This window comes from Methylobacterium sp. B1, assembly GCF_000333255.1.
Classification (GTDB): Bacteria; Pseudomonadota; Alphaproteobacteria; order Rhizobiales; family Beijerinckiaceae; genus Methylobacterium; species Methylobacterium fujisawaense.
The window spans coordinates 1-5383 of sequence record NZ_BACT01000878.1; the positions used below are offsets into that span (position 1 = coordinate 1).

Annotated in this window: 5 protein-coding genes and 1 pseudogene; 4 read left to right on the forward strand and 2 right to left on the reverse strand. The window is 71.2% G+C overall.

Translation table 11 applies throughout. From position 1 onward, the window contains the following. The first annotated feature begins 151 nt into the window (after window positions 1–151). The 4 genes and pseudogenes from I53_RS24970 (at window position 152) to I53_RS24985 (ending at window position 3994) form a co-directional block, all read left to right on the forward strand. Window positions 152–1306 carry an MlaE family lipid ABC transporter permease subunit gene (locus I53_RS24970; RefSeq protein ID WP_043355836.1) on the forward strand — a complete coding sequence of 385 codons (1155 nt, stop codon included), beginning with the start codon at window positions 152–154 and terminating at the stop codon, window positions 1304–1306. Between the two features lie 10 nt (window positions 1307–1316). After that, a pseudogene (locus I53_RS24975) lies at window positions 1317–2101 on the forward strand (ABC transporter ATP-binding protein). Window positions 2102–2208: 107 nt separating this feature from the next. Next, on the forward strand, window positions 2209–3291 hold the full coding sequence (locus I53_RS24980) for an MlaD family protein (protein WP_043355838.1): 1083 nt from the start codon (window positions 2209–2211) through the stop codon (window positions 3289–3291). Window positions 3292–3412: 121 nt separating this feature from the next. Further along, window positions 3413–3994, forward strand: coding sequence for an ABC-type transport auxiliary lipoprotein family protein (locus I53_RS24985; protein WP_043382003.1), 582 nt, complete (start codon window positions 3413–3415; stop codon window positions 3992–3994). Between the two features lie 7 nt (window positions 3995–4001). On the opposite strand, the gene I53_RS24990 is transcribed toward I53_RS24985, so the two are convergent. After that, complete coding sequence (locus I53_RS24990; protein ID WP_043355842.1) at window positions 4002–4628, reverse strand: helix-turn-helix domain-containing protein; 627 nt, start codon at window positions 4626–4628, stop codon at window positions 4002–4004. 124 nt (window positions 4629–4752) lie between these two features. Continuing rightward, a partial coding sequence (gene thiD / locus I53_RS24995; protein WP_043355844.1) for a bifunctional hydroxymethylpyrimidine kinase/phosphomethylpyrimidine kinase occupies window positions 4753–5383 on the reverse strand: 631 nt, incomplete at its 5' end.

Genomic DNA, 5383 nt, shown 5'->3' on the forward strand with positions numbered 1-5383 from the left:
TGCCTTCCTGCTCATGGCGCCGCTCGCCGCCGCGGGCCTGGGGCTCGCCCTGGCCTCACGCCGCGCTTCAGGGGTGAGGTNGGAGACGGATCGTCAACCGTAATGTCGTCATAACCGCCGGGCAGGGTGGTGCCTCGATCGAGGAGTATGGGTGTTGCTGAGCGAGGGCACTGTTCCCGGCGCCTTGGCCGGCGCCGCGCTGCGGGACCGGACGGCCGACGGCCGTCTGACGCTCGACGGCCGCTGGACCGCCGACCAGGGCCCGGCCGTCGAGGCCGCGGCCGCGGGCATCGCGGCGGCCGGCCGCGCCGGGCCGGTGGCGGTCGACCTGTCGGCCATCGAGCGCCTCGACACCCTCGGCGCCTGGGTTCTGGAGCGGACCCGCGCCGAGATCGAGCAGGCGGGGGGCGCCCTCACCTATCTCAACGCACGGCCGGAGCACCGCACCCTTCTGGGGGAGGTTCGCCTGCGCGAGCCGGACGCGCCGCCGCCCCGGCGGCACGGCCCGGTCGTCGGCCTGCTCGATGCCACCGGGCGCCAGACGGTGCAGGGCGGCCATGAATTCGTCACCGCCCTCGCCTTCCTCGGCGAGCTGATCGCCGCCTGCGGACGCGTCGCCCTGCGGCCCGGCACGTTCCGCGGCAACGCCCTGATCAACCAGATCCAGCAGGTGGCGCTCAACGGCACGCCGATCATCGTGCTGATCTCGTTCCTGGTGGGCGGCATCGTCGCCCAGCAGGGGATCTTCCAGCTCCAGCGCTTCGGCGCCCAGACCTTCGTGGTCAACCTGATCGGCCTGCTGATCCTGCGCGAGATGGGCGTGCTGCTCACCTCGATCATGGTCGCCGGCCGCTCTGGCTCGGCGATCACCGCCGAGATCGGCTCGATGCGCATGCGCGAGGAGGTGGACGCGCTCCGGGTCATGGGCCTCGACCCGGTCGAGATCCTGATCGTGCCCCGGGTGCTCGCCCTGATGATCGGCCTGCCGATGCTGACGCTGATCGGCGACCTCGCGGCGCTCGCCGGCGGCGGCCTCACCGCGATGCTCTACGGCGGCCTGACCCTCGACCAGTTTCTGGTCCGGCTCCAGGCGGCGGTGGGCGTCCACCACGTCATGGTCGGCCTGATCAAGGCGCCGTTCATGGCGCTGACCATTGGGGTGATCGCCACGATCGAGGGTTTCGCGGTCGAAGGCTCGGCGGAATCGCTCGGCCGCCACGTCACCGCGTCGGTGGTGAAGTCCATCTTCATGGTCATCGTCCTCGATGGCCTGTTCGCGGTGTTCTTCGCCGCGATCGACTTCTGAGGCCGACCCGATGACCGCCCCCGCCCCGATCATCCGCGTGCGCGACCTCGTGGTCGGATTCCGCGACCGCAACATCCTGAAGGGTCTGAGCCTCGACATCCGCGCCGGTGAGATCCTCGGCTTCGTCGGGGCCTCGGGCCAGGGCAAGTCGGTGCTCACCCGGACGATCCTCGGCCTCAACCCCAAGCGGCCGGCACGATCGAGGTATTCGGCCGGGACGTCGACGAGCTCACCTACGCGGAGCGGCGCCGGATGGAGCAGCGCTGGGGCGTGCTGTTCCAGCAGGGCGCCCTGTTCTCGGCGCTGACCGTCAAGCAGAACATCCAGGTGCCGATGCGCGAGCACCTGAACCTGTCCGAACGCCTCCTCGACGAGTTCGCCCGGCTCAAGATCGAGATGGTCGGCCTGAAGCCCGACGCCGCCGACAAGCTGCCCTCGGAGCTGTCGGGCGGCATGATCAAGCGCGCGGCGCTCGCCCGCTCCCTGGCCCTCGACCCCGAGATCCTGTTCCTCGACGAGCCGACCTCGGGCCTCGACCCGATCGGCGCCGGCGAGTTCGACGACCTCGTCTCGACCCTCAAGGAAACGCTGGGCCTGACCGTCTTCATGGTCACCCACGACCTCGACAGCCTCTACACCGCCTGCGACCGCATCGCGGCGCTCGGCGACGGCCAGATCATCGCCGCCGGCACGATCGACGAGATGCTGGCGAGCGACCATCCCTGGCTGCGCTCCTACTTCCACGGCAAGCGCGCCCGGACCATCGCGACGGGCGGCGCCTCGGCTCATGCCTGACCCGATGCCTGATCACCGTCCCACCCAGATCCCGCCCTGCTCCCCTCCGGGGGCCGGGGCCACAGGCCCGGCCGCATCCCCGCCGGCCAGAACCGCAGGTTGAGCGCATGGAAACCCGCGCGAACTACGCCCTCATCGGGGCCTTCACCATCGCCGTCATCCTGGCGGGCTTCGGCACCGTGCTGTGGCTCTCCGGCGGCTCCTCGCGGCAGGTCAGCCAGATCGTCCGCATCGTCTTCTCCGGCTCGGTCGGGGGGCTCTCGCGCGGATCGAGCGTGAACTTCAACGGCATCAAGGTCGGCGAGGTCACTGATATCCGCCTCGCTCCGCAGGATCCCCGCCGGGTGCTCGCCACGATCAAGGTCGATCCCGCGACCCCGCTCCGGGCCGACACCCGCGCCCGCCTCGACTCGGCGATGCTCACCGGCGTCTCGGTGATCTCCCTGTCGGGCGGCAACGCCGACGCGCCGGTGCTGACCCCGATGGCCAACGGCGAGCCGCCGACCATCTTCGCCGATTCCTCCGACATGCAGGACATGATGGCGCTGGCCCGTCAGGTGGCGCAGCGGGCCGACGACATGCTCGCCCGCCTGGACAGGCTCGTCTCCGCCAACGAGGGGGCGATCAACCGGTCGCTGTCCAATGTCGAGACCTTCTCCAAGACGCTCGCCGATGCCGGCCCCAACATCTCAGCCCTGGTCAAGGCGGTGGACGGCGCGAAGCTCGGCCGGGTAATCGACAATGCCGACCGCTTCTCGGCAGCCCTGTCCAAGGCCAGCCCCGACATCGAGGCGGGCCTGCACGACGCCCGGCTGCTCGCCGGCAAGCTCAGCGCCTCGGCCGACAAGATCGACGCGGTGCTCAACGGCGCCGAGAGCTTCCTGGGCTCGGCCTCCGGCCAGGAGGGCTCCAGCACCTTCGCGGAGATCCGCGCGGCGGCGATCTCGGTCCGCGACGCCGGCAAGGCGTTCCGGACCATGTCGGAGAACCTCGACAAGCGCACTGCCAGCATCGCGACCAGTTTCGGACGGCTCAGTGGCACCGGCCGCCGGGAGGTGGAGGCCCTGTCGGGGGACGGGCAGCGGACCCTGAGCACCCTCAACCGCACGGTGCGCAGCCTGGAGCGCGACCCGAGCCAGGTGATCTTCGGCGGCAAGCCATCGTTGCCCGAATACAACGGTGGGCGCTGAAAGCGCGCGGCGCCGGACGGATGTGTCCCGGCGCACGGCACGGATGCCGCAGCGGATTAGTTTTAACCGCATAGCTTTTACAGCTCCGCTGCTCGCCGGCGGAGTTTCTCAGGTCATGTGTATGGTCCGCTCGTCCCACATCCTCGCCGCCGCGCTGTTCGCCGCCCTCCTGGGCGGCTGCGGCGGCGGTGTGGCGCCCCTCACCTTCGACCTCGCGGCGCTGCCCCCCGCGGGCCGGCCGATCGCGGCCGGCCGTTCGATCGTGGTGTCGGAGCCGGTGGGGATCCAGCCCTTCGAGGCCGACCGGATCATCGTGCGCGAGAACGGCGGGGCGCTGTCCTTCCTGGGCGGCGGCCAATGGGCCGACCGGCTGCCGCGCCTGATCCAGACGCGGCTCATCCAGAGCCTGGAGAATTCCGGCCGGCTCCGCTCGGTGAGTCGCCCCGGCGACAAGGTCGTGGCCGACTACCAGCTGATCAGCGAGATCCGCGCCTTCGATGTCCAGGCCGCGACCGGCGAGGCGGTGGTCGACCTGTCGCTGAAGCTCGTGGCCGACGGCACCGGCAAGGTCGCCGCCGCGCGGATCTTCACGGCCCGGGTCCCGGTGTCCAAGATCGATGCCGGAAACGGCGCTCGCGCCCTCGATCAGGCGCTGGTGACCGTGCTCGCCGACGTGGTGCGGTGGGTGAACAGCGGGCGGTGAAACCGCCTCACTCCATCACGGCGGCCTTCATGATCACCACCATGGTGGCCCGGGCCGGGCCGTCCGTGCAGCGGATGAGGTGGGGCCGGTCGCAGCGGTAGCGCAGGGTCTCGCCGGCCCGCGCGCGCTGCACGCTGCCGCCGATCTCGACCTCGAACGCGCCCTCGGCGACCGACAGCGATTCCACCGAGCCGCGCTGGTGCGGGTCCGAGTCGAGGACGCCGCCGAGATCCGCCGTGACCTCGTACCATTGCAGCCACTCGATCGTCTTGAGCCAGCCGATGATCGCGAGCCGCACCTTCCCGTCCTCGGAGACGAGGATCGGCGTGTCGGCCCGGGAGGTCTTCTCGATGAAGGGCTCCTCGTCGCCCGCCGCCAGCACCCGCTCGATGGACACGTCCAGCGCCTGCGACAGGCGCCAGATGGTCGCGAGGGTCGGATTGGTCTCGTTGCGCTCGATCTGGCTGATGATCGATTTGGCCACGCCGGACTGCTCGGCGAGTTCCGAGAGCGACAGGTTGTAGGCCTTGCGCAGCCGCTGGATGGTCTTGCCGAGCTGCCCGGAGAGCGCCTGCGCGCCGGTCAGCAGGTCGCGCCCGCGCCCCCGGTCGGGCCGTTCCGCCTGATCCTGCATCGTCACCGGTCCGCCTGTACCGTTCCGTTATCCGAACGATCGTGCGCTTCTTCAAACGCAATCGCCGCCCGGTTGCAAGGCGGCGGGCGGCGGGCGCGCGGGAAAGTGCCGGCTCGGGCGCGGCCTACGACCAGAGAGCGTGGAAGTGATGGACCGGCCCGTGGCCCGTCCCGACCGCGAGCTGGTCGGCGGCGGCGAGGGCGGCCGTGAGGTAAGCCTTGGCGGCCGCCACCGCCTCAGGCAGATCCAGGCCCTGGGCGAGTCCCGCCGCCACCGCGGCCGAGAGCGTGCAGCCGGTGCCGTGGGTGTTGGTCGTCGCGATTCGCGGCGCCGAGAGGGTCCGCAGGGTGCCGTCCGCCGTGACGAGGTGGTCGATGCTCTCGCGCCCCACGCCGTGGCCGCCCTTGATCAGCACCGCCCGGGCGCCCAGCCCCACGAGCCGCCGGGCCTGGGCCACGATCGTCGCCGCGTCCGTGGCGACGGCCTCGCCGAGGAGCACCGCCGCCTCCGGCAGGTTGGGGGTGATCAGATCGGCCCGCGGCAGCAGCCGCTCGCGGAGCGTCGCCACGGCCGCGTCCGCGATCAGCCGGTCGCCGCTCGTGGCGACCATCACGGGATCGAGGACGATCGGGATCGCCCCGGCGTGGCGCGCCAGCCCCTCGGCCACGGCGGCGATCACGGCCACCTGCGACAGCATGCCGATCTTCACGGCCTTCACGGCGAGGTCGGAGAACACGCTGTCGATCTGCCGGGTA

Excerpts from the sequence above, each read along its gene's own strand:
- I53_RS24980 (WP_043355838.1), top strand. The coding sequence starts at position 2,209 with ATGGAAACCCGCGCGAACTACGCCCTCATCGGGGCCTTCACCATCGCC.
- I53_RS24985 (WP_043382003.1), top strand. The coding sequence starts at position 3,413 with ATGGTCCGCTCGTCCCACATCCTCGCCGCCGCGCTGTTCGCCGCCCTC.
- I53_RS24990 (WP_043355842.1), bottom strand. The coding sequence starts at position 4,628 with ATGCAGGATCAGGCGGAACGGCCCGACCGGGGGCGCGGGCGCGACCTG.